Below are 22,340 nucleotides of genomic sequence, written 5' to 3' on the forward strand. Positions count from 1 at the left end.
TATCCCTGGAGGCAGTTCCATGGGCCGCACCGCTCCCTCGCTCGGACTCGAAACCGGTCTGCTCGTCGAGGTCCCCGAGAAGCATCCGCCCGGCGACGACGTCCGGATCGAGGCCCATGTGCGGGTCGAGGCGGTCGCCGTCGGGCCCCGGGACGCGATTCCCGCCGCCGAAGTCGCCCTCGTCATCGCGGTGGACGTCGCCGCCCCGCGCCGCGCCGGGGCCGTCGACGCGCTGGCCGACGCCGTGGGCGCGTTGCCCGACGGAATGTCCTACACGGTGCTGGGCGGCGAGGCATCCCGGTGCTACCCGCTGCGGGGCAGCCTGGCGGTCGCGGATCCGGACGACCGGCGCCACGCCGCGTTCAGCGTCGGCCGGATCGCGGCGGCCGACGCCGGGCGCTGTCCGCCCGGATACGCCCGCTGGCTGGCCGGGGCACGCGAACTGTTCGCCGCCTGCGAGCTCCCCGTACGGCACCTGGTACTGATCACCGACGGGAGCGGCCGCGGCGACGAGGACGACGCCTACCGCGAGGACAGCGCACTGCGCGTCGAACTCGCCCGCTGCGACGGGGAGTTCACCGCGGACGTGATCGCGCTGGGGGAGTCCTGGGACCCGGCTGCGCTGCTCGCCGTCGCCGAACGGCTGCACGGCGACGCGGCGTACGCACCCGATGCGTTCGCCCCCGCCGTCGACGCGGCCGTCGTCCGGCAGCGCCGGATCCGCAGCCCCGCGCTTCCCCTCACGGTCACGGTACGACCGGCGGTCCGCGAGGTGACACTCACCGAGACCGCTCCCCGCCAGCAGCGGCTCGAACCGGCCCCCGACGGGGACGATCCGCGCCGGCTGGAATTCCTCACCCACCAGTGGAAGCCGGAGACCCGCGACTACCTCCTCACCCTCCGGGTGGACGCGGGCAACGACCCGCTCGGGGTGCCGCTCCAGCTCGCCACCGTCACCGTCGGCGACCTCACCGAACCGGTCGTCGTCCGCTGGCTGCCATCGGGAACAGCCGAGGCCACGGCGGGCCACGCGGGCGGCGCGGACCGCAGCGTCCATGCCATGAACGCCTCCACCGAGATCCGGGCCGCCCTCAGGCGCGCGTACGACGCCCTCGACCTGGACCGGTGCGAGGAGGCCGAGGAAGAGTTCGGACGCGCGGTCCGGCTGGCCGCGGAGATCGGCGCCTCCTGGGTCCGCGCCGAGGTCCGCAACGTCGCCGAGATCGTCGACGAGCGGCAGGGGCGGGTCAGGATCGGGCCGACCGTCGACCGGGGCACCGTCCGCCGGGGGCGGCTGAGCGTCGCCTCCGCACACCTGGTGGAACCGGCCGGGAACCCGGCCGGGACGACGGCCCGCTGCCCGGAGTGCGAACACCCGGCCGGTCCCGCCGCCCTGTTCTGCATCGCCTGCGGGAGGCGGCTGTGATGTCCGGGCCGACCCGGTGGATCGGCGCGCTGCGGACCCGCCGCTCCGGCGGGTCACGGACCCGGCGGCTCCTGGAGCGGCATCTGACCGTGCTGCTGGCGCTCGCGCTGCTCTCGATGAGTGTCCTGCTCGTCTCGTACCGCGAAGTGCAGATCTCGGCGGGTGAGATGCGCACCCGGGGCGCGCCCGCCGTGCAGGGAGTGGCGGCCACCCAACTCGCCCTGCTGCGAGCCCACCAGGAAGCCCGGTTCTCCGTCCGCCACGACATCGACGGCGTGGTCGGGGCCGGCGCGCGCTACGAGAACCAGCTCTCCGCCGCCGCCCAGGGCCTCTCCCGGCTCAACGACGTACAACTGGACGGGGAGCGCGGCCGCGGGGTGCTCGAAACCGTCAACGGTCTGCTGACCTCGTACAGCAGCTCCATCACCCCCGGCGCGGTGAAGTACGTGTCGGACGAGCCGATGCAGCGGGAGAAGTTCGCGGAGGCCGAGACGATCCTCAGCCGCGAGGGCACCGGTGTGGTGCCCCGCCTCGATGTCCTCCAGGAACACCAGATGCAGCGGATCGACACCGTCAGCTCCCTGGGCACCCTGCGCCGGACCGGCTGGACGATCGCCGAACTCGCCCTGCTGGCCACGGCATTGACCACCCTGTCCGCCCTCCGGGTGCTGCGCCGCCGTTGCGGGCGCAGCTTCGACCCCTGGCTGCTGACCACCCTGCTGGCCACGGTCGTGCTGGCGGTGTTCCCGCTGTGGGCGACCACCAACACCCAGCAGCGGCTGGACACCGCCCACGCCGGGCTCGTCAGGATCGAGCGACGGGCCCACGCCGACGGTGACCTGGCCAAGTCCCAGCAGTACGTCACCGACGAGTCGGCGAGCGTACGCACCGATCTCGCCGCCCAGGGCTGGCAGAGCTGGACCTACTACGGGGCGCTGGGCGGCGGCACACTGATCGTCCTGCTGCCCGCCGTCGGTATCGGCCGGCGCCTCAACGCCGACTACTGGAGGGCCGGATGATCCCGCGCGCCCGCGCCGTCCTGTTCGTGGTGGCCCTGCTCCTGGCCGCGGCGGGCTGCGGGCTCGCCGCCCCGGGCGGCAGCGACGAACAGGCCAGGGTCACGATCCTCGGCCCCTGGACCGACAACCAGGAGAAGCAGTTCAAGGACGTCCTGAACGGGTTGGGCATCCCCTACACCTACCAGGGCACGGCCGCCACCCGGGAAGTCCTGCTCGCCGAGGTGCAGGCGGGAAATCCGCCCGACATCGCGATCCTGCCGGGAGTCGGAGAACTCGTCGAGTACGCCGCCGAGGGCCGGCTGCAGTCCCTGCGCGGCCTGTACGAGCCGGGGGAGTACGGCAAACCCTGGCAGCCCGAGGCGCAGGGCATCGCCGACGATCTGTGGGTGCCGCTCAAGGCCGACCTCAAGAGCATCGTCTGGTACCGCAAGGACCGGCCGCCGCCCTCCTACCCCGCGCCGCTGACCTCCTGGTGCATCGGCATGGGCGACGACGGGTCCTCCGGCTGGCCGGGCAGCGACTGGATCGAGGACCTGATCCTGCAGACCGCGGGGCCGGTGCTGTACGAGCGCTGGGCGACCGGGGCCATCAATTGGGTGGACGCCCCCGTGCTCAACGCCTGGACCAGATGGGCCGGACTGCTGGCCCAGGACCCGGCGGCCGCCGAGCGCGCACTGCTCTTCGATCACCGCGGCAGCCCCGGCGGGCACGGGCTGCTCTTCGGCGGCGGCTGTGACCTGGAACACCAGGGCTCGTTCGCCCGTTCGTTCTACGGGGACCGGAAGGAGAGCGCCGCCTTCACGGACTCCGCGTCGCTGCTCCCCGGCGGCCCCGCCATGAAGGGCCGCGAGGTGTCCGCCGACTTCGCCGCCCTGTTCGGCCGGTCCGACCAGGCCCGCGATCTGCTCCGGCGGCTCACCTCCCGCAAGGCCCAGGAGGAGTGGGGCCGCAAGGCCGGGGTATTCTCGCCCAATTCCGCCGTGCACGCCAAGAACGGGGCGGTCGAGAAGCGGATCAGCGCCCGGCTCACCGACCACCACGTGCCGCTCTGTCTGGACGCCTCCGACGTCATGCCGGCTGCCGTGCGGGACGCCTTCTACGAGGCCGTGCTGCTGACCATCGCTCACCCCGGCGACCCGGTGCGGGAGCGTCTGGAGGCGATCCAGAAGGTGCAGGACGCCCAACCGAAGGACGCCCAACCGAAGGACGCCCAACCGAAGGACGCCCAACCGAAGGACGCCCAACCGAAGGACGCCCAACCGGAGGACACCCCGAGGCTGACACGCGTGTGCAGCAGACCACAGTGAGTCTTTGTCGGACCCGCACAAAGACGGACCTACAGGGGCTGGTACATCGCCTGCACGAGGCCGGACTTCTGTCAGGCTCCGCCAGGAAACGGGTCAGGAGACTGTACGGAGTCGACGGCAGGATTTACTGCCCGGCTTCGTAGGGTCGGTACATGACCGTTGTGGACGAAACCCCGGGCGAGCCGAGCGACACCCGTGGCCGTGTGGCCGAACTGCTGGCGCTGCGTGAGCAGGCGCGTCGTGGGCCGAGTGACCGGGCGACCGAGGCGCAGCACGCCAAGGGCAAGCTGACGGCGCGTGAGCGCATCGAGCTGCTGGTCGATCCGGGGTCGTTCAAGGAGGTCGAGCAGTTGCGCCGGCACCGGGCGACCGGCTTCGGTCTGGAGGAGAAGAAGCCGTACACCGACGGTGTCATCACCGGCTGGGGCACGGTCGACGGCCGGACCGTCTTCGTCTACGCGCACGACTTCCGGATCTTCGGCGGCGCCCTGGGCGAGGCCCACGCCACCAAGATCCACAAGATCATGGACATGGCCATCTCGGCCGGTGCCCCGCTCGTCTCGCTGAACGACGGCGCGGGCGCCCGTATCCAGGAGGGCGTCAGCGCGCTCGCCGGGTACGGCGGCATCTTCCAGCGCAACACCAAGGCATCCGGCGTCATCCCGCAGATCAGCGTGATGCTCGGCCCGTGCGCGGGCGGCGCGGCCTACAGCCCCGCCCTCACGGACTTCGTGTTCATGGTCCGCGAGACCTCCCAGATGTTCATCACGGGACCGGACGTCGTGAAGGCGGTCACCGGCGAGGAGATCACCCAGAACGGCCTCGGCGGCGCCGATGTGCACGCCGAGACCTCGGGCGTCGCGCACTTCGCGTACGACGACGAGGAGACCTGCATCGCCGAGGTCCGCTACCTGATCGGGATGCTGCCGTCCAACAACCGGGAGAACCCGCCCGCCGTGGCGAGCGACGACCCGGCCGACCGGCGCGGCGACGTCCTGCTGGACCTGGTGCCGGCCGACGGCAACCGCCCGTACGACATGCACAAGGTCATCGAGGAGCTCGTCGACGACGGCGACTACCTGGAGATCCACGAGCGCTGGGCCCGCAACATCATCTGCGCCCTGGCCCGTCTGGACGGCCAGGTCGTCGGCATCGTCGCCAACCAGCCGCAGTCCCTCGCCGGTGTCCTGGACATCGAGGCGTCGGAGAAGGCGGCCCGGTTCGTCCAGATGTGTGATGCATTCAACATTCCCATCATCACTCTTTTGGACGTACCCGGCTTTCTCCCCGGGGTCGATCAGGAGCACGGTGGAATCATTCGGCACGGTGCGAAGCTGCTCTACGCGTACTGCAACGCCACGGTGCCGAGGATCTCGCTGATCCTGCGCAAGGCCTACGGCGGTGCGTACATCGTGATGGACAGCCAGTCCATCGGTGCGGATCTGACGTACGCCTGGCCGACCAACGAGATCGCGGTGATGGGCGCCGAAGGCGCCGCCAACGTCATCTTCCGCCGGCAGATCGCCGACGCCGAGGACCCGGAGGCCATGCGGACCCGCATGGTCAAGGAGTACAAGGCCGAACTGATGCACCCGTACTACGCCGCCGAGCGCGGCCTGGTCGACGACGTCATCGACCCCGCCGAGACCCGCGAGGTACTGATCGCCTCGCTCGCCATGCTCCGCACCAAGCACGCCGACCTGCCGTCCCGCAAGCACGGCAACCCCCCGCAGTAGTCCGCGGCCCCCGCAGCAACCCTGCCGGACCCGCGAAGACCTGCCGAGAAGACGGAGAAACCGCCCATGAGCACTGCCACCGAGTCCGTGCTACGCGTCGAGAAGGGTCTTGCCGACCCCGAGGAGCTGGCCGCCATAACCGCGGTCCTGCTCGCCCGCGCAGCCGCCCAGTCCGCCGCGCCCGCCGCCCACCGGGGCTGCAGCACCGCAGGCTGGCGCCGCCTGGAACGCACCCCGGGCTTCCGCGCCCCGCACTCCTGGCAGGGCTGACCAAACCGATCAAGCCCACGCGGGCCAAATCAAGCCCGTCGAGGGGGTCCCCCATGCCCTTCAGGCTATGGGGGAGATTGAGGACAAAGCGCTGCCGAAGGCCGCGCAACACGTGAGGGCCCCGCACTCCCGAAGGAGCGCGGGGCCCTCACGCACGGCCGGACCCGGGGGCCCTAACGCAGCCGCGCCATCAGCGCGTGCTCCACGAGCGTGATCAGCGCACTCTTGGCGTCCGCGCGGTGCCGCGCGTCCGTCGTGAGAATCGGCGTGTCCGGCCCGATCTGGAGGGCTTCGCGGACTTCGTCGGGGGTGTAGGGCTGGTGTCCGTCGAAGCCGTTGAGGGCGATGACGAAGGGGAGCCCGCTGTTCTCGAAGTAGTCGACGGCGGGGAAGCAGTCGGCGAGGCGGCGGGTGTCGACGAGGACGACGGCGCCGATGGCGCCGCGGACCAGGTCGTCCCACATGAACCAGAAGCGGTCCTGTCCGGGTGTACCGAAGAGGTACAGGATCAGGTCCTGGTCCAGGGTGATGCGGCCGAAGTCCATCGCCACCGTCGTGGTGGTCTTGTCCCCGGTGTGCGTCAGATCGTCGATGCCCGCGGACGCGGACGTCATCACGGCTTCGGTGCGCAGCGGATTGATCTCCGAAACGGCACCGACGAACGTGGTCTTACCCACGCCGAAGCCCCCTGCCACCACGATCTTCGCGGAGGTAGTGGAGCGGGCCGCTCCGCCGCTAGAGCTTGCGAAGTCCACTGAGCACCCTTTCGAGCAGTGTCACATCTGGCTGGCCGCCGGCGGACTCGTCGCCGCCGGGCTGATGGATAGCGACGAGTCCGGCCTCTGCCAGGTCGGCTACGAGGATCCGGGCAACGCCGAGCGGGATCGAGAGCAGTGCCGAAATCTCGGCGACCGACTTGATCTCGAAGCACAGCCGGCAGATCCGCTGGTGCTCGGGCAACTGCCCTTGCAGCCGGGACGGATCGGCCGTGGTACTGACCAACGCCTCAATGGCGAGTTGGTAGCGCGGTCGTGTCCGGCCGCCGGTCATGGCGTACGGACGGACCAGCGGATTGGACGCGGCGGGCGCGGCAGGCTCGGGGGCCTGCCGCGGCGGAACGGGCTGGATGCGGGGCGACTGGGGCGCGTCGAAACGGTGCGGCCGCTGCGGTGGCCACCCGGAGCCCTGCTGGGCGCCGTACGGCTGCTGCGGCGCCGGCGGCTGCCGATAGGGCTGATGCGGCTGCTGGGCGCCCTGTCTGCTGGGTGTGGAGGGGAAGTCGAACCGGTTGTCCCCGTGCTCACCCGGTACGTTCTGGCCACCGTCGTACCGGTGTCCGTCTGGGGGTGTTGCCACGATTCCTCCTCCGCCTGCCGGTCCCGATCCCAGTGGGTCCGCGCCACCGCACTTTATGGCGCGGTGGCGCGAAACGCACTGTCTGTCTACTAGTTAAGAAGACTTCCCTGAAGTTCGGCGCGGAGGTCCGGGGTGAGAACGCCGCCCGCGCGGTCGACAAGAAGAGCCATTTCGTACCCGACCAGACCGATATCGGCGTCCGGATGCGCGAGAACGGCCAGCGAAGATCCGTCGGAGATGGACATGATGAAGAGGAATCCGCGCTCCATCTCCACAACTGTCTGATTCACCGCGCCGCCTTCGAAGATCCGCGAGGCGCCTGCGGTCAGCGAGGTCAGACCGGAGGCGACGGCCGCCAACTGGTCGGCTCTGTCGCGCGGAAATCCTTCGGACATGGCCAGCAGGAGTCCGTCGGCGGAGACCACCACCGTGTGCGACACCCCGGGGGTGTTGTCCACGAAGTTGGTGATCAACCAGTTGAGATTCTGCGCCGCCTGGCTCATCGGGCTCACACTAACGCTCCTGGTTGTAGGTATTACTTGTGTCCGAACCCGCGTTACGTCCCCGCAGCACGCCCCGCCGCAGATTGCTCAACCTGCCGCGGACGTCCTCGGGGGCACGGGAGACCTGAGGGCCGCCCTGCAGGGTCTGCTCCGCCGTACCCTCGACCAAATTGGCCTTGGGCACCCGCCGGGGAAGCCCGGACGGGGTGACCCCGCCCGCCTTCGGCTCCCGGAGCTTCTCGGCCCGCTCCCAGCGCTCGTCGTTCGTCGAGCGCCAGTCGTCGGAGCCGTTCTCGTCCTGCTGTGCGGACGGCTGCCGCTGCGGCAGTTCCTGCTGCTGCGACGGCGGTTCCTGCTGCGCGACCGCGGGCCGGTTGTTCCCGCGGCCGGTGGGCTGCCAGTGCTGCTGACCGCCCCGGCGCGGCAGACCGGCTTCGGTCAGCTCGTGGCCGGTGTTCGGGGTGAGCCCCGGACGGTCGAAGCCTACGCGTTCCTGCGGCTCGGCGGGGGCGCTCGGGACAGATTCCGCTTCGACCTGCGCAGGCGGCACGTACGCATCCTGATACGCGCCCTGATTCGCCCATTTGTCCTGGTGGGGCTGGGGGGCGAACGCTTCCTCGTACGACGGCTGCGCGGTCTCGCCGGCCGCATATGCCGCCTCCGCATAGCCGCCCTGCCGGGTGTGGTCGGGCTGCTCGGCGAAGCCCGCGTCACCGACGTAGGGGGCGTAGCCACCCTCGTACGGAGCCTGCTCGTACTGCTGCGGCTCCTGGGCATACCCGTTCCCGGCGTACGGATCCTGGGCGAACTGCGGGCGCTCACCCGTCGCCTGCGCCCCCAGCACGGCCCGGCGCTCCTCGCGCATCAGCGAACGGCCCACCGGGTCCAGCTGCGGGGCGTCCGCCGACGGCTGCTCGTAACGCGAGTCGTCGAAGCCGAGCTCCGCCGCCGTACGCAGCTGCGGGGGCGCGGGCTGCTCGAAGCCCTGCTGCCGCGGAATGATCGAGGAGACGGTGAAGTCGTCCTGCTCGGCAGCCGGTTCGCCGCCGCCACCATGGGTGATGGCGTCCGGCAGCATGACCAGCGAGGTGGTCCCGGCCTGCTCGCCCGAGGGGCGCAGCTGGACCCGGATTCCGTGCCGGCCGGCGAGCCGGCCGACCACGAAGAGACCCATCCGCTGCGACACCGCGGCGTCCACGGTCGGCGGGTTGGCCAGCTTGTGGTTGATGTCGGCGAAGTCCTCGGCGGTGAGACCGATGCCCTTGTCGTGGATCTCGACCATCACGCGGCTGTCGGGCAGCCGGGTCGCCGTGACCCGCACCTTGGTCTGCGGCGAGGAGAACGTGGTGGCGTTCTCCAGCAGTTCGGCCAGCAGATGCACGAGGTCGGTGACGGACTGGCCGTGGATCTCGGTCTCCGGCACCCCGGAGAGCTCGACGCGCTCGTACGACTCGACCTCGGAGGCGGCGGCCCGCAACACGTCGACCAGCGGAACCGGCCGGTTCCAGCGGCGACCGGGCTCCTCACCGGCCAGCACGAGAAGGTTCTCGCCGTTGCGCCGCATCCGGGTGGCCAGGTGGTCCAGCCGGAAGAGGTTCTCCAGCTGGTCCGGGTCGGCCTCGTTGTTCTCCAGGTCGGTGATGAGGGTCAGCTGGCCCTCGATCAGCGACTGGTTGCGCCGCGACAGGTTGGTGAAGATCGCGTTGACGTTGCCCCGCAGCATGGCCTGCTCGGCCGCCAGCCGGACCGCCTCGCGGTGCACCTGGTCGAAGGCGCGGGCGACCTCGCCGATCTCGTCGCGGCTGTCGATCGGGATCGGCTCGACACGGGTGTCGATCCGGCCCGGATCGGTCCTGGAGAGCTGGTCGACCAGCATCGGCAGTCGCTGTTCGGCGATCCCGAAGGCGGCGGTACGCAGATGGCGCATCGAGCGGCTCATCTGCCGCGTCATCAGCCAGGCCAGGACGAAGGCGGCCAGCAGGGCGACGATCACGACGGCGGCGTTGATGAAGGCGTCGTTCCGGGCGCTGGACGAGATGTCCGCGGCCTCGGTCACGGCCTTGTCGACGAGCTCGTCCTCCACCGTGGTGTAACCGTCGAACTTGGCGGTGGCGGCGGCCATCCAGGTCTCGGGCGTGATGCCCTTGGCGGCCAGCTTCTGGGGGGACTTGCCCTGACCGATCTGCTGGGCCATGCCGTCGAAGACCGAGCCGTCGACGCTGGGCGGCGCGACGAACGGGACCCCCGCGGCGTCGGCCTGCTCCTTCGCCTTCTTCAGCTTCTTCGCGCCGTCGGCCGACTGCGCGGCCATGACCTGCTTCAACCGGGCCGCGTCGGCCTCCGTACCGCCGGCGACGAACTCGCCGAGCGCGATCTGCTCCATGTAGTTGTACGAGCCGAAGGCCTTGACCTGGGCGTCGAACGTGGCGCTCTCCTGGCTCGGACGCACCAGCAGGTGCATACCGATGGAGCGCTGAAGCGATTCTGCGGCCTTGGCGAGCTCGATCGCGTAGACCGTGCGGCCATAGCTGGTGATGTTGCCGGTGCCCAGACCCAGCTCGTTGCAGAACTGCATCAAGAAGTGCTGCACCTGGACGTAACCCATCTCCGTCTTCACCGGGTCCATCGCCTCGGCGTAGGCGGCCTTGCGCAGCTCGGGGAGCTTGGGCTCCTCCAGCCGGAAGAGCTGAAGGCGGCGCTCCAGGCCCCGCTTCTTGGGCATGTCCTTCACGGCCGTGTCGAACTCGGCCGCGGCGGCGTCGGTGATCGCCCGGACCTGGTCGACGACGGCGGCATCCCGCTTGTTCGACAGCAGGGGCTGAGCGGAGAGGTCACGTTCATTGAGGAGTGCCTGGCCGTAGGCGGAGGCCGCGCGCACGATCAGCGCGGTCTTCTCGGCCTCCTGCGCCTCCCGCCAGGTGTCGACCGAGCTCTTCACCTGGAAGCCGCCCATGACCAGGCCGACCAGCACCGGGATCAGGAGGATCGCGTTCAGCCGGGTGGCCACCCGCCAGTTGCGCGGGGAAAACCGACTTGAGCTGCCCCCGGACTTCACTGCGCGGTACCTATCGGCGGGCGACGCCACGGCGGGCGACGCCACGGCGCGCGGCGGCGGGGTGAAATTGCCTCGCTCCGGCTCCGCCACGGAGCCCTCGTTGCTTCGCCTCACTCGACCAACAACCTCTCGGCGTCGGCACCTACGTTGTGCCGTGTTTCGTTCAGGGCCGTACTACTCGGGAGTTCGTCGAATTCCAGCACGGGGACCGGTCGCGTTCCAAACAGTCGGAACCAGCCATTCCGAGTGGTCCAAGCCTCGAATAAAACGGGCATAAAGAACGAGCCCCGCCAAAAGGCGGGGCTCATGTGAGCGCAGTGATACCGATTGAACGCATCGGGTGTTGAACGCGGGACAATTCTCTGTCGAAACGTTATGAACGCGGGGGCGGATCGTGTCAAAGGACACAGCCCGCCCCCGTTTGGCTACGTTAACTGCCGTATGTCAATACAGACTTGTGCTTAGACCGACGGGCAATTGGGGGCGGTCCTACTTCAGGCGTGCCATCAGCGCGTGCTCCACGAGCGTGATCAGACCGCTCTTGGCGTCCGCGCGGTGTCGCGCGTCCGTCGTGATGATCGGGGTGTCGGGGCCGATCTGGAGGGCTTCGCGGACTTCGTCGGGGGTGTAGGGCTGGTGTCCGTCGAAGCCGTTGAGGGCGATGACGAAGGGGAGCCCGCTGTTCTCGAAGTAGTCGACGGCGGGGAAGCAGTCGGCGAGGCGGCGGGTGTCGACGAGGACGACGGCGCCGATGGCGCCGCGGACCAGGTCGTCCCACATGAACCAGAAGCGGTCCTGTCCGGGTGTACCGAAGAGGTACAGGATCAGGTCCTGGTCCAGGGTGATGCGGCCGAAGTCCATCGCGACGGTCGTCGTCGTCTTGTCCCCGGTGTGCGTCAAGTCGTCGATGCCCGCGGACGCGGACGTCATCACGGCTTCCGTACGCAACGGGTTGATCTCCGAAACGGCACCCACGAACGTGGTCTTACCCACGCCGAAGCCCCCGGCCACCACGATCTTCGCCGAGGTGGTGGCCCGGGCCGCACCGTCGCTAGAGCTTGCGAAGTCCACTGAGCACCCTTTCGAGCAGTGTCACATCCGGCGCGCCGCCGGCCTCTCCATTGCCCGGCTGGTGGATGGCCACCATGCCGGCTTCCGCCAGGTCCGCGACAAGAATCCGGGCCACACCGAGCGGCATCGACAGCAGCGCCGAGACCTCGGCCACCGACTTGACCTCACGGCAGAGGTGGCAGATCCGCTGGTGCTCCGGGAGCAGCGTCCCCAGATGCGCGGGGTCGGCCGTGGTGGAGACCAGCGCCTCTATCGCGAGCTGGTAGCGAGGCCGGGTCCTGCCGCCGGTCATGGCATACGGACGGACCAGCGGCTGGTCGCCTTCACCGTCGTACGACGCGTGGTGCAGTGCGCCGTACGGATCGGGTGAGGCGGGTGGCGGGGTCATGAATCCTCCGGGCGTGACAGCAGAGTGTCGGCTTGCCGTCTGAAGGGGCCGGTGGGGGCTCTGAGCGGCCTGACGGGTGAGGGATGAGGGCATTACCTGGGGGGCAATCGAGTCTGTCATCGATCCGCGGCCGCCTAGTGGAGCAGGCTGCCTTGGAGCTCGGCACGGAGGTCAGGGGTGAGGACGGTGCCCGCCCGGTCGACCAGGAGGGCCATCTCGTACCCGACCAGACCGATGTCGGCGTCCGGGTGGGAGAGAACGGCCAGCGAGGAGCCGTCGGAGATGGACATCAGGAAGAGGAACCCGCGTTCCATCTCCACCACGGTCTGACTGACGGCGCCGCCTTCGAAGATCCGCGAGGCGCCCGCTGTCAGCGAGGTCAGACCGGAGGCGACGGCCGCCAGCTGGTCGGCGCGGTCACGCGGGAAACCTTCGGACATGGCCAGCAGGAGTCCGTCGGCGGAGACCACCACCGTGTGCGACACCCCGGGGGTGTTGTCCACGAAGTTGGTGATCAACCAGTTCAGATTCTGTGCGGCCTGACTCATCGGGCTCAACTAACGCTCCTGCTGGTGAGTGGGGCCGAGTGGAAAACTGCCGGTCGACTGGCCGTTGTTGGCCTGCCGTCCCTGCTGGATGCCCCGGCGGAGATTGGTCAACCGCCCGCGCACATCATCGGGCGCACGCGACACCTGAGGACCGGACTGATGGTTCTGCTGCTGGGCGGTGCCCGGTACCAGATTGGCGCGAGGTACCCGGCGAGGCAGTCCGGAAGTGGTGACTCCGCCCGCCGCGGGCTTCTTGACCCGCTCCGCCTGCCGCACGAGTTCGTCGTTCGGCGAGGGCCGCCAGGAAGGTGTGGTGCCGCCGTTGTCGGCTCCGGTACGACGCGGCGCGGGAGCGGGAAGCTCCTGGCCGGGCTGCTGCGGGGCGGACGTGGGGGCCTGCGGCTCGGCGGGCGGCTGCTGGCCACCCTGCTGCGGGCCGTGGAACCAGTTCGTCTCCAGGGTGTCGTACAGCGGCGTACGACCGTCTCCCGGACCGGCCGGCGGCAGCGCCTCGGGCTGCGGCTGCGGTGGCAGGACCGGACGGTACTGCTCGTCACCGTGGGGCGCGGCGGGCGGACGCGGGGCACCGAAGTCCCCGTTGTCCCGGTCGCGCTGACGCGGTGCAGGCAGGCCCTGGTCCTGCGCGGGCTGAGGCCGGCCGAAGTCGGGGCGGGCGAACTGCGCGGTGCTCGCCGGGTCCAGCGGCGACGGAGCCTGCGGGGCCGGACCGGAGAAGTCCGGGCGGGCGAACTCGGCGGTGGAGCCGGGGCCCTGCCGGTCGTCCATGGCCGGCCGCGGGGCGAGCGGCGGGCTCATCGGCCGCTGGAACAGGCCGGTGGACTCGGGCTCCTCGTGACCGCGCGGGGCGTCCAGCGGGGTACGCCGCGGGGCGGACGGCTCGTCGGTGCCCCAGCTGGTGGCCTGCGAGCGCTGCGGCATGGGGTATCCCCTGCTCGAAGAGCTTGGGGAGGGGTTGCCACCGGGCAGCTCGGCACGCGGATTGCCGACCGGGGGCAGCTGACGACCGGGATCGACCGGGCCGCCGGACCGCGGGAAACCGCCCTGGCCGGCCGGGTCCTGCCGGACCTGCTGCGGCTGCGGGGCTCCCCACGTGGCGGGGCCGTTGGCCTGTCCCTGCTGGTCGAAGCGGTCCTGGCCGAAGCGGTCTTGCTCGTTGCGGTCCTGGTCGAAGCGGTCTTGCTCGTTGCGGTCCTGGCCGAAGCGGTCCTGCTCGTTGCGGTCCTGGCGGTTCGGGTCCTGGCGGTTCGGGTCCTGGCGGTTCTGGCCGAACAGGTCGGCCCCTCCCGAGTCCATACGACCCGTTCCGTCGCCCTGGCCGCGCGCACCGAGCCGGGCGCCGTTGCCGAAAGCACCGGCGAGGCCGCCGCCCTGGCGCTGCGGCTCCTGGCGCGCGTTGTCCTGCGGACCGGCGTCGGCTGGCCCGTTGGACGGGAAGCCGGCGTTCTGCTGGCCCGGCTGACCCTGCTGGTTCTGCTGGTTCTGCGGCCGGCGCGGTCCGCCGTCCCGCGAGGGCAGTGCGGCTCGCGGACCGGAGCCCGTACCGACCTGACCACGCGCGGCGCTCGGACCCGAGGCGAGCCGGCCGGCCGGAGCCGCCGGAGCACCGCCGAGGCCGGGACGGGAAGCATTGCCCTGCCCCGGACCGCCCGCACCGCCGAGCAGACCACCAGGGGCGGACTGCTGCCCCGGCCCCTGCTTGGTGGCCGGCTGCTTGCCGCCGTGCGCCACGTCGACGGGCAGCATGACCAGCGCGGTCGTACCACCGGAGTCGGAGGGCCGCAGCTGAATCCGGATGCCGTGCCGCAGGGACAGCCGGCCGACCACGAACAGACCCATGCGGCGGGAGACCGAGACGTCCACGGTGGGCGGCGAGGCGAGCCGCTCGTTGATCGCCGCGAGGTCCTCGGGGGAGAGGCCGATACCCGTGTCGTGGATCTCGACCAGCACCCGCCCGTCGGGCAGCGCGTGACCGGTGACCCGCACCTTCGTCTGCGGCGAGGAGAACGACGTGGCGTTCTCCAGCAGCTCCGCGAGCAGGTGCACGAGGTCGTTGACGACTCGCCCGGCGACCTCGGTGGCGGGCACCGCAGCCAGTTCGATGCGCTCGTACTGCTCCACCTCGGAGGCGGCGGCCCGGAGCACGTCGACCAGCGGGACGGGGCGGGTCCACCGGCGGCCCGGCTCCTCGCCCGCGAGGACGAGGAGGTTCTCGCCGTTACGGCGCATGCGGGTCGCGAGGTGGTCGAGCTTGAAGAGCGAGGACAGCTGGTCCGGGTCGGCCTCGCGCGACTCCAGTTCGGAGATGAGCGAGAGCTGACGCTGGATAAGGCCCTGGCTGCGGCGCGAGAGGTTGGTGAACATCGCGTTGACGTTGCCCCGCAGAAGGGCCTGCTCGGCGGCGAGGCGGACTGCCTCGCGGTGCACGTCGTCGAAGGCCGTGGCCACCTGGCCGATCTCGTCCCGGGAGTGCACACCGACCGACTCGACCGAGGTGTCGACGTCCTGCGGGTCGGCCTCGGAGAGCTGCTTGACGAGCTCGGGCAGCCGGTCCTGCGCCACGCGCGTAGCGGTGTCCTGCAGTCGCCGCAGCGAGCGGATCATCGACCGGGCGACGACGAAGGCACCGACCAGCGAGACACCGAGCACCAGCAGGATGAGCGCACCGCTGATGATCGCTTCGCTCTTCGACTGGTCGCGGAGCTCGCGGGCCTTGCCCTCCATGCCGCTGAGGAGGGTGTCCTCGATTCTCTTCATCGCCTGGATCTTGGTGGAGCTCTGTTCGTACCAGTCCAGGTAGGAGCGCCGCGCGGTGTCGGTCATGCCCGAGGGGGTGTCCAGCACCTTTTTCGCGTAGGTGTTGGCGGCCTTGATCTCCGGGTTGCCGTCGTCCAGCGTGGCGGTCAGCTCTTCGGCGTTGTTGCCGGTGGCCGCGTAGACGGCCTCGAAGGAACGGCGTGCCGAGTTCTCCTTGCGCAGCGCGGCGCGGCCGAACTCCCGGTCGTTCTGGTCGAGATCCGGATCCTTCAGGCTGCTGCCCCCGCCCGGCAGCGATGCGGCGATGATCGCCCGCTGGATCGACGCGTACTCCTTGGCGGAGGAGAAGGCCGCCAGCGCCCGGGTTCGCTTGATCATCTCCGAGTTGCTGGTCGCCTGCGCCATGTCCTGCGAGAGGCTCAGCAGCGAGGTGATCAGTTGGCTGTACTGGTCGACGGTCTGGAGACTCGGGGTGTCCTTGGCGTACGCCGACTTACGGATCTCGCGGATCTCGGTCAACTGGGTGGCGATCCGCTGGACGCTCGAGGAGATGCCTTCGAGGGCCTCGTCGCCGGAGGGGTCACCGATCGAGTTCGTGGCGTCGAGGAAGGCCGTCTTCGCCCGGTCGGTCTTCTTACGGGGCTCGGTGACCTTGAAGTCGTCAGCCTTGACCCCATTGGACAGCGGACCGGCCGAGCGGTCGCGCTCCTCCTGGAGCGCCTGGGCGAGCGTGGTCGCCTGCTTGGTCATCTTGGTCAGCAGCTGCATGTGATCCAGCTGCTGCATCTCGTTCATGGAGTCGTTGATCCGCAGCCCGCCGAGCGTGGTCGCGGCGACCACGGGAAGGGCGAGCAGGGAGACCAGACGCGTACTGATGCGCCAGTTGCGCAGAGCCACTCGCGAGCCCGTGTTGACGGAGCCCCGGGGCTTGAGCGACGAGATCGGGTCGGTGCCGGCGGCCGCCGGGGCGCCGGCGCCCCGGTCACGGTCGCTGCTGTCGCCGGCCGAGGCCGGTCCGGGGTTCTGGGCGTGCTGGGGCGAGGATCCGCGGTCGGTCCCGCCGCGCGGCTCCTGTTCCGCCGCAGCGCTGCCATCCCTCTTGAAACGTCCCTGCACTAGCGTCGCAACCTCTGGACCAGGCGTCCCTCCGCGCGTAGCGGATGGGACGGTGTCGGCGTCGTGGGGCGTTCTACCCGCCCCATGGTGGTCGTGAGTGACCGGCGCTCTTCCCCTTCCCGCCGCCACTCGGCGCTGCGTTGCGCCCCCTGCGCGCCGGCCTGAAAACCTGCGGCGGTGCGTGGAATTCCAGCACAGTGCCGGATCTCCAACAAGGGCCTCGGGCCCGGCTGTGACCTGGATGACGCGTTGTGATGGCTGAGTAACAAGCCGTGGAGCGTGTTCGGGGCCAAAGTGGACTATTTCGGGTGAATCGATGAGGGATGAAGGGTGTCCCAGTCGACATGATCAGGAGCGGAATGGCTGATTCAGTGCTGCAATGTCCGATTCTCGAGGAGTGGTCGGCCGCCCGAAATGAGGCAAATGTCGACACGTTCGTGAGCAAACTCACATGATGATCGCCGTCTCATTCGGGCTTCCGAGGGGAATTCGATGTTTAGCCTGACGCTTTACAGGGATGGCAAATCCGACAACCGGCGCCCCTCCGAGCGGCGCCCGTACCGACAGGGTCCGAACGGCAGATGAAGACGACGACGATGTTCCGCAACATTGCCAACCCCCGGCGCACCACGCTGGCGCAGCTCAAGGACGCCGAAGAGCTGCGGACGCCGGAGCTGCCGGAGCACGCGCTCGACCTGCCCACCCAGACGGCCAACCCCCGCCGCACCATCCTCATGGAAGCCCCGGCGGCGGTCGCAGTCGCGGAGTAATGCGCACGTCGTCCCCCCCTCACCCGCGCTTAACGCCTCGCCCTGCGAGGTTTGCCCCGTCGCGCCGCCCGGCACGCACTCCCCCAAGGCCTTAAGGGCCAGGGGGGACCCCCTTCGGCGTTGACCCAAAACCCTAGTAGCTCCTCCCCCAAGGTCTTGAGGACCAGGGGGGGACCCCCTCCGAGGGCTTCCGGCCGCCTTGCGATCGCACGCACCGGACGACGCTCCTTTCGGGCAAACCTCGCAGGGCGAGGCGTTAGCCTGGAGCGTCAGTCTTCAGCCAGCAAGCAAGTGAGGGGCGACAGCATCCCGTGCGCATCGCCAGGTTCTCCATCGACGGCAATGTCGCCTTCGGCGCCGTCGAGGGCGACGGGCCCGATGGTCTCGTCCTCGACATCATCAAGGGCATTCCGTACGCCGAGTTCGAGCTCTCCGGCACGAAGGTCCCGCTGAGCAAGGTCCGCCTCCTGCCGCCAGTGCTCCCCAACAAGGTCGTGGCCATCGGCCGCAACTACGCGGAGCACGCCGCGGAGCTCGGCAACGAGGTGCCGGACGTCCCCATCGTCTTCTTCAAGCCCACCACCTCGGTGATCGGCTCCGGCGACGCCATCGAGTACCCCTCCTTCTCCAACGAACTCCACCACGAGGCCGAACTGGCCGTGGTCATCGGCCGCATGTGCCGCGAAGTGCCGCGTGAGCGCGTGAAGGACGTCATCTTCGGCTACACCTGCGCCAACGACGTCACCGCCCGCGATGCCCAGAAGCGCGAGAAGCAGTGGGCCCGGGCCAAGGGCTTCGACACGTCCTGCCCGCTCGGCCCCTGGGTGGAGACCGACCTCGACCCCAGCGACCTGACCATTCAGGCCACGGTCAACGGCGAGCAACGCCAGTTGGGCCGTACGAGCGACATGATCCGTTCGATCGAGGACCTGGTCGTCCACATCACGGAAGCCATGACGCTGCTCCCGGGCGATGTGATCCTCACCGGCACTCCCGCAGGGGTCGGACCCCTCCATGTCGGCGACGAGGTCGCCGTCACCATCGAAGGCATCGGCACTCTCACCAACAAGGTGATCAAGCGTGGTTAACACTCCTGTCCGCGTACGTTTCTGTCCCTCCCCGACCGGCAACCCCCACGTGGGCCTGGTCCGCACCGCCCTGTTCAACTGGGCCTTCGCCCGGCACCACGGCGGCACTCTGGTCTTCCGCATCGAGGACACCGACGCCGCCCGCGACTCCGAGGACTCCTACAACCAGCTCCTGGACTCGATGCGCTGGCTCGGCTTCGACTGGGACGAGGGCCCCGAGGTCGGCGGCCCGCACGCCCCGTACCGCCAGTCGCAGCGCATGGACATCTACAAGGATGTCGCCGAGAAGCTCCTCGCCGGCGGGTACGCGTACCACTGCTACTGCACCACCGAAGAGCTCGACACCCGCCGCGACGCCGCCCGCGCCGCCGGCAAGCCGTCCGGCTACGACGGCCACTGCCGCGACCTCACGGCCGAACAGATCGCCGCGTACGAGGCCGAGGGCCGCACGTCCATCGTCCGCTTCCGGATGCCCGACGAGGCGCTCACCTTTACCGACCTGGTCCGCGGCGAGCTGACCTTCCAGCCGGAGAACGTGCCGGACTACGGCATCGTCCGCGCCAACGGCGCCCCGCTCTACACGCTGGTCAACCCGGTCGACGACGCGCTGATGGAGATCACCCACGTCCTGCGCGGCGAGGACCTGCTCTCCTCCACCCCGCGTCAGCTCGCCCTCTACAAGGCGCTCATCGAGCTGGGCATCGCCAAGGGCACCCCCGCGTTCGGCCACCTCCCGTACGTCATGGGCGAGGGCAACAAGAAGCTCTCCAAGCGCGACCCGCAGGCCTCGCTCAACCTCTACCGCGAGCGCGGCTTCCTGCCCGAGGGGCTGCTCAACTACCTCTCCCTGCTCGGCTGGTCCATCGCCGAGGACCGCGACATCTTCTCCATCGAGGAGATGGTGGCCGCGTTCGACATCAAGGACGTCAACGCCAACCCGGCGCGCTTCGACCTGAAGAAGTGCGAGCACATCAACGCCGAGCACCTGCGCATGCTCGACGTGAAGACGTTCACCGAGGCCTGCGGCCCCTGGCTGAAGGCGCCGTACGCCCAGTGGGCCCCGGAGGCCTTCGACGCCGACCAGTTCGCGGCGATCGCCCCGCATGCCCAGACCCGGGTCACGGTCCTCTCGGATATCACCGCCAACGTCGACTTCCTCTTCCTCGACGAGCCGGCGACGGACGAGGCGTCCTGGAACAAGGCGATGAAGGAGGGCTCCGACGCCCTCCTCACCACGGCCCGCGCCAAGCTGACCGACGCCGAGTGGAACGCCGAGGCCCTGAAGAACGCGATCCTCACCGCGGGCGAGGAGCACGGCCTGAAGCTCGGCAAGGCCCAGGCCCCGGTCCGCGTAGCGGTCACCGGCCGCACGATCGGCCTGCCGCTCTTCGAGTCCCTGGAGATCCTGGGCCGCGAGAAGACCCTGGCCCGCATCGACGCGGCCCTGGCCAAGCTGACCGCGTAACGGGTTCGAATCACACGATGGGGTGGCTGCTCGGCCGAGCAGCCACCCCATCAGTATTCAATTGCATTCTGACTTCATGGCTGACACCACGATCAAGATCGACGAAGGCGTAAGGGATCGCCTCCGCACCCTGGCGGAGGAACGCGGCATGAGTACGCGGGCTTATGTCGAGCGCGTGGTCGCGGCCACGCCGACGGAGTCGGAGCAGACGGAGCGAACGGCGCGTGCTGTCGCGTACGTCCGCGCGAATTTCGGCGTGGACCTCTCCGACGAGGACCTGAGTGCCGCGAGGGAATGGCGGGCGGATCTCCTGGCCCGGCGGCTGGGTGAGCGTCGGTGATCGTTCTCGACCACACGGCCGTGCTCGCACTCTGCCGAGGACATCGGATGCTCTCCGGGCTCGCGGTGATCGGGACGGACGAACCCGGCCAGCGTGCGCGTGTCCCCGCGCTGTGCCTGCTGGCGGCGAGCCTTGAACTGCCCGGTGCCACCGCGCATGTGGGAGCCCTGCCGGCCGTGGAATTCCTGCCGCTGGACTTCGCGGCGGCGGCCGCCGTGGAACAGACAGTCTCAGTGGGTGTCGACTGGCGGCACGCACACGCGGTGTATGCGACGGCATCGGGGGAGCCGGAGAGCCTGGTACTGATGGCGACTCCGGAGGCGTACATCGGGACGGGGTCGTGGGCGGTCGATATCGGCAAGCCCTGAGCGCCGGGAGTGGCCTGTGCGGGGGCCGGCAGCCGAGGGGCTGCCGGCCCCCGTTGCTGTCGCTACGGGGTGAGTGGCAGGGTGCTGCCGCTCGTCTGCTGTCCCGGAACTTTTGCCAGTGGCATGGAGGCTGTCGCATCGGACTTCGCGGAACCGAACACGAGGCGGGAGGGCTGCGTAATACGCCGGTCTGCGACCACGATTCCGTCGCACCGTCTACCGCTCGGATCCTGGTGGCGGAACTGGGGCTTCTTCGGCCGCTCTCCCCGAAACGCGTCTGTGGCCGTCCCCGAAGGGACGGCCGCAGGGTCTGCGCAGTCATATGCGCGATGTGTTGTTTGCTGATTTCGATGCTGCCAGCGGTGGGAGCACAGGGGCAAGTTCTTCGTTACGCGGAGTTGACGAATGTCAACTCCGTGGTAGAGCTGGGGCTGTGGCGTCAGGCCACACCAAGGTCCCCATGCTCCCGGGGCGCAGCGAGACCAGTTGGGTGGCTCGGTCGGGGGTGCGTAGGGACATTCGGAATCCGCCATCGACGGAGGTGACCTGGGCATGGCCGTCGTCATGAGCCAGCCCCCACGCAGCGACCCGGGCGTCCAGCTCTCCGTCGGCGGTCGCGAACTGCTCGACGACGGCGAAGAGGCGGGGTGCGGTGGCTTCTACGAGGGCTCGAATTTCATCGGCGAATCCGTCGGGAGGGGCGGGGAGTGAAGGCTGCGGGGATACGGTGGCCATGCGAAGTCTCCTGCCAGCAGTAGGCGTTGAGTGACCGAGCGCTACGAGCGTAGAGTCAGCGAAGGTATGTAGTCCATTGATTGGTGGTCTACATGCCAACTCCACTCGTGTGGGGGACGGCCTCGACTTCTTGTGCAAGGGACATTCATGGCTCGTGTCAAACTTCCGCCGAGCATCGGTCAGCGGCGCCTCGGGGCTGAGCTGCGCAGAATGCGCGAGCGTGCCGAACTTTCGGCGACACGTGCAGGAGAACTATTCGGTGCCACGCAGTCGCGCATCAGCAACATCGAGGCAGGCGGCTATGCGGTCAGTGCCGAGCGAGTCCGGGCGCTGGCCAGACTCTATGACTGCGCCGACGAACAGTTCATCGAAGCGTTGGCCAGGATGACTGGTGGCCGCACGCGAGGGTGGTGGGAGGAGTGTCGGGAGATTCTGCCCTCCGACGCTCTGGATCTCGCTGAGCTGGAGCATCACGCTGAGACTCTGCGTATCGCATCTGCAATCCACATCCCCGGCCTGTTGCAGACCAGAGAGCACGCGCGGGCTGTGATGAACGATGCGGTTCCCTCCATGACTTCCGAGGAGGTGGAGCATCGGGTTTCGCATCGCCTCAAGCGGCAGTCGACCGTTCATGGCGAGCCACCGACTCCGCTCACGGTGATCATTCACGAAGCGGCACTTCGTATGGGCTTCGGAGGACCTTCGGTCTCTGGTCGTCAGCTTCGCCGCCTCATTGACCAAGGTGAGGAGACGCACTTGAACATGCTGGTGATCCCGTTCGGCGCCGGAGCATTTCCCAGTGCCGGTCACGGCATCGTTCAGTTCTGCGCCGAGAACGCAAGGCTGGACACCATTCAACTCGACACCGATCATGGGTCAGTCTTCCTCGACGGTGAGACCCAGCTGTCCAAGTACCGAATGGTTCTCGACCGCATGGAGGCATGTGCGCTGAACCCCTCTCAGTCGCGGGATCTGATCGTGCGCATCCAGCGCGAGATGTAGGA

20 protein-coding genes are annotated in these 22,340 nt (G+C 69.3%); 12 read left to right on the forward strand and 8 right to left on the reverse strand.

Annotated elements, in window-relative coordinates:
• The first annotated feature begins 19 nt into the window (after window positions 1–19).
• From OH735_RS27000 to OH735_RS27020, 5 genes are all read left to right on the forward strand, one after another.
• Window positions 20–1,426 carry a hypothetical protein gene (locus OH735_RS27000; protein ID WP_406384234.1) on the forward strand — a complete coding sequence of 469 codons (1,407 nt, stop codon included), beginning with the start codon at window positions 20–22 and terminating at the stop codon, window positions 1,424–1,426.
• Complete coding sequence (locus OH735_RS27005) at window positions 1,426–2,445, forward strand: hypothetical protein (RefSeq protein WP_406384235.1); 1,020 nt, start codon at window positions 1,426–1,428, stop codon at window positions 2,443–2,445. Before OH735_RS27000 ends, OH735_RS27005 begins: the two co-directional genes overlap by 1 nt.
• A complete protein-coding gene (locus OH735_RS27010) occupies window positions 2,442–3,752 on the forward strand; it encodes a carbohydrate ABC transporter substrate-binding protein (RefSeq protein WP_406384236.1) in 1,311 nt (436 codons plus the stop codon). Before OH735_RS27005 ends, OH735_RS27010 begins: the two co-directional genes overlap by 4 nt.
• A gap of 152 nt (window positions 3,753–3,904) precedes the next feature.
• Window positions 3,905–5,488, forward strand: a complete 1,584-nt coding sequence (locus tag OH735_RS27015) for an acyl-CoA carboxylase subunit beta (protein ID WP_389990278.1) — start codon at window positions 3,905–3,907, stop codon at window positions 5,486–5,488.
• 66 nt (window positions 5,489–5,554) lie between these two features.
• Window positions 5,555–5,758, forward strand: a complete 204-nt coding sequence (locus OH735_RS27020) for an acyl-CoA carboxylase subunit epsilon (protein WP_406384237.1) — start codon at window positions 5,555–5,557, stop codon at window positions 5,756–5,758.
• Between the two features lie 173 nt (window positions 5,759–5,931).
• Here the strand turns inward: OH735_RS27020 and OH735_RS27025 are convergent, their stop codons facing one another.
• The 8 genes from OH735_RS27025 to OH735_RS27060 form a co-directional block, all read right to left on the reverse strand.
• Window positions 5,932–6,513 (reverse strand): ATP/GTP-binding protein, encoded by a 582-nt coding sequence (locus OH735_RS27025; protein ID WP_014048542.1) that lies wholly within the window; start codon window positions 6,511–6,513, stop codon window positions 5,932–5,934.
• Window positions 6,494–7,114, reverse strand: coding sequence for a DUF742 domain-containing protein (locus tag OH735_RS27030; RefSeq protein ID WP_406384238.1), 621 nt, complete (start codon window positions 7,112–7,114; stop codon window positions 6,494–6,496). Before OH735_RS27030 ends, OH735_RS27025 begins: the two co-directional genes overlap by 20 nt.
• Window positions 7,115–7,203: 89 nt before the next feature.
• Window positions 7,204–7,617 (reverse strand): roadblock/LC7 domain-containing protein, encoded by a 414-nt coding sequence (locus tag OH735_RS27035; protein ID WP_073771622.1) that lies wholly within the window; start codon window positions 7,615–7,617, stop codon window positions 7,204–7,206.
• A 10-nt stretch (window positions 7,618–7,627) separates the two neighbouring features.
• Window positions 7,628–10,786 carry a nitrate- and nitrite sensing domain-containing protein gene (locus OH735_RS27040; RefSeq protein WP_406384239.1) on the reverse strand — a complete coding sequence of 1,053 codons (3,159 nt, stop codon included), beginning with the start codon at window positions 10,784–10,786 and terminating at the stop codon, window positions 7,628–7,630.
• Between the two features lie 375 nt (window positions 10,787–11,161).
• On the reverse strand, window positions 11,162–11,743 hold the full coding sequence (locus tag OH735_RS27045) for a GTP-binding protein (RefSeq protein ID WP_406384240.1): 582 nt from the start codon (window positions 11,741–11,743) through the stop codon (window positions 11,162–11,164).
• On the reverse strand, window positions 11,724–12,131 hold the full coding sequence (locus OH735_RS27050) for a DUF742 domain-containing protein (RefSeq protein ID WP_003966010.1): 408 nt from the start codon (window positions 12,129–12,131) through the stop codon (window positions 11,724–11,726). Before OH735_RS27050 ends, OH735_RS27045 begins: the two co-directional genes overlap by 20 nt.
• A 134-nt stretch (window positions 12,132–12,265) precedes the next feature.
• A complete protein-coding gene (locus OH735_RS27055; protein ID WP_406384241.1) occupies window positions 12,266–12,688 on the reverse strand; it encodes a roadblock/LC7 domain-containing protein in 423 nt (140 codons plus the stop codon).
• Window positions 12,689–16,570, reverse strand: a complete 3,882-nt coding sequence (locus tag OH735_RS27060; RefSeq protein WP_406384242.1) for a nitrate- and nitrite sensing domain-containing protein — start codon at window positions 16,568–16,570, stop codon at window positions 12,689–12,691. It lies immediately after the preceding gene.
• A gap of 581 nt (window positions 16,571–17,151) precedes the next feature.
• Here OH735_RS27060 and OH735_RS27065 point away from each other — a divergent pair.
• The 7 genes from OH735_RS27065 to OH735_RS27095 all read left to right on the forward strand — a co-directional run bounded on the left by OH735_RS27065 (window position 17,152) and on the right by OH735_RS27095 (window position 22,338).
• A complete protein-coding gene (locus OH735_RS27065) occupies window positions 17,152–17,340 on the forward strand; it encodes a hypothetical protein (RefSeq protein ID WP_406384243.1) in 189 nt (62 codons plus the stop codon).
• Between the two features lie 311 nt (window positions 17,341–17,651).
• On the forward strand, window positions 17,652–18,428 hold the full coding sequence (locus OH735_RS27070; RefSeq protein ID WP_406384244.1) for a fumarylacetoacetate hydrolase family protein: 777 nt from the start codon (window positions 17,652–17,654) through the stop codon (window positions 18,426–18,428).
• A complete protein-coding gene (gltX, locus tag OH735_RS27075; protein WP_406384245.1) occupies window positions 18,421–19,893 on the forward strand; it encodes a glutamate--tRNA ligase in 1,473 nt (490 codons plus the stop codon). Before OH735_RS27070 ends, gltX begins: the two co-directional genes overlap by 8 nt.
• Window positions 19,894–19,969: 76 nt before the next feature.
• A complete protein-coding gene (locus OH735_RS27080; protein ID WP_406384247.1) occupies window positions 19,970–20,233 on the forward strand; it encodes a hypothetical protein in 264 nt (87 codons plus the stop codon).
• The gene (locus tag OH735_RS27085) at window positions 20,230–20,601 is read left to right on the forward strand and encodes a hypothetical protein (RefSeq protein WP_406384248.1); all 372 of its coding nucleotides are present in this window, start codon (window positions 20,230–20,232) and stop codon (window positions 20,599–20,601) included. The genes OH735_RS27080 and OH735_RS27085 overlap by 4 nt, the downstream gene beginning before the upstream one ends.
• A 552-nt stretch (window positions 20,602–21,153) precedes the next feature.
• Window positions 21,154–21,312, forward strand: a complete 159-nt coding sequence (locus OH735_RS27090; protein WP_266905271.1) for a hypothetical protein — start codon at window positions 21,154–21,156, stop codon at window positions 21,310–21,312.
• 171 nt (window positions 21,313–21,483) lie between these two features.
• Window positions 21,484–22,338, forward strand: coding sequence for a helix-turn-helix domain-containing protein (locus tag OH735_RS27095; RefSeq protein WP_406384249.1), 855 nt, complete (start codon window positions 21,484–21,486; stop codon window positions 22,336–22,338).
• The last annotated feature ends 2 nt before the right edge of the window (window positions 22,339–22,340 follow it).

Origin of the sequence: Streptomyces sp. NBC_01618, from assembly GCF_045209435.1 — a bacterium.
In the GTDB taxonomy this organism is placed as follows: Bacteria; Actinomycetota; Actinomycetes; order Streptomycetales; family Streptomycetaceae; genus Streptomyces.

Bases quoted from the DNA above. Each gene is read 5' to 3' on its own strand.
- OH735_RS27000 (WP_406384234.1), top strand. From the start codon at position 20: ATGGGCCGCACCGCTCCCTCGCTCGGACTCGAAACCGGTCTGCTCGTC.
- OH735_RS27005 (WP_406384235.1), top strand. From the start codon at position 1,426: ATGTCCGGGCCGACCCGGTGGATCGGCGCGCTGCGGACCCGCCGCTCC.
- OH735_RS27010 (WP_406384236.1), top strand. From the start codon at position 2,442: ATGATCCCGCGCGCCCGCGCCGTCCTGTTCGTGGTGGCCCTGCTCCTG.
- OH735_RS27015 (WP_389990278.1), top strand. From the start codon at position 3,905: ATGACCGTTGTGGACGAAACCCCGGGCGAGCCGAGCGACACCCGTGGC.
- OH735_RS27020 (WP_406384237.1), top strand. From the start codon at position 5,555: ATGAGCACTGCCACCGAGTCCGTGCTACGCGTCGAGAAGGGTCTTGCC.
- OH735_RS27035 (WP_073771622.1), bottom strand. From the start codon at position 7,617: ATGAGCCAGGCGGCGCAGAATCTCAACTGGTTGATCACCAACTTCGTG.
- OH735_RS27050 (WP_003966010.1), bottom strand. From the start codon at position 12,131: ATGACCCCGCCACCCGCCTCACCCGATCCGTACGGCGCACTGCACCAC.
- OH735_RS27065 (WP_406384243.1), top strand. From the start codon at position 17,152: ATGAAGACGACGACGATGTTCCGCAACATTGCCAACCCCCGGCGCACC.
- OH735_RS27080 (WP_406384247.1), top strand. From the start codon at position 19,970: ATGGCTGACACCACGATCAAGATCGACGAAGGCGTAAGGGATCGCCTC.
- OH735_RS27090 (WP_266905271.1), top strand. From the start codon at position 21,154: ATGGCCGTCGTCATGAGCCAGCCCCCACGCAGCGACCCGGGCGTCCAG.
- OH735_RS27095 (WP_406384249.1), top strand. From the start codon at position 21,484: ATGGCTCGTGTCAAACTTCCGCCGAGCATCGGTCAGCGGCGCCTCGGG.